Origin of the sequence: Flavobacterium sp. SOK18b (assembly GCF_014156605.1) — a bacterium.
GTDB classification, from domain to species: Bacteria; Bacteroidota; Bacteroidia; order Flavobacteriales; family Flavobacteriaceae; genus Flavobacterium; species Flavobacterium tiangeerense.
Map to the genome: position 1 here is coordinate 1 of NZ_QKNZ01000161.1, position 732 is coordinate 732.

The window sequence follows — 732 nt, forward strand, 5'->3', positions numbered from 1 at the left end:
CAATGTCTATTACGAGTCAAACCAACTTTAATTGCAACAACGATAATGCTCAAATAACGGTGTCGGCATCAGGAGGAACAACGGCTTACGGCTATGCAGCAGTACCAGCAACCCCTGTAACGGTACCAACTACTTTTGCTAGTAGCAATGTAGTAACGGTAGATACTAACAATGGAACCGTTTTAAATTGGGTTGTTTTTGTACGTGACGCTAACGGATGTACAACAAGTACTCCAGTAACCATTGCAGGAGATCCTGCACCAGCAGCTCCAGTAGTAACCGTACCAAATCAATGTTTAGCGACAGGAAGCGGATTTACTATTACAGTAAATCCTGTTTCAGGACCTTTATCTCCTTATACGTATGGAATAGCAGGCACAACGGGAGCTTTCCAAACAGCTAATACGTTTAATGTAGCGCCAGGAACGTACACAGTTTATGTGAAAGACAAAAACGGTTGTATATCTACAGGAACAGCAGTAACAGTGGCAGCGCAATTAACAGCCAATGCAGCTGTAACGAAAACCTTAGATTGTTCTGGATCTCCAGACGCTGTTATTACTACAACAATATCAGGCGGAAAAGCACCTTTTACCTATACGGTTCAAAAAGGAACTGGTACGCCAAGTACCCCGAGTGCAGCAAGTGCCTCGTTAACATTTACCACAAGTGTAAGTAATGCCAATGCGGACCTTTATACTTTTGTAATTACGGATGCTAATGGTTGTCCAA

General features: G+C 42.8%; 1 protein-coding gene. It reads left to right on the forward strand.

The genetic code is table 11. From position 1 onward, the window contains the following. On the forward strand, nucleotides 1-732 hold a 732-nt coding region (locus DNC80_RS15640; RefSeq protein WP_220485269.1), incomplete at both ends, for a hypothetical protein.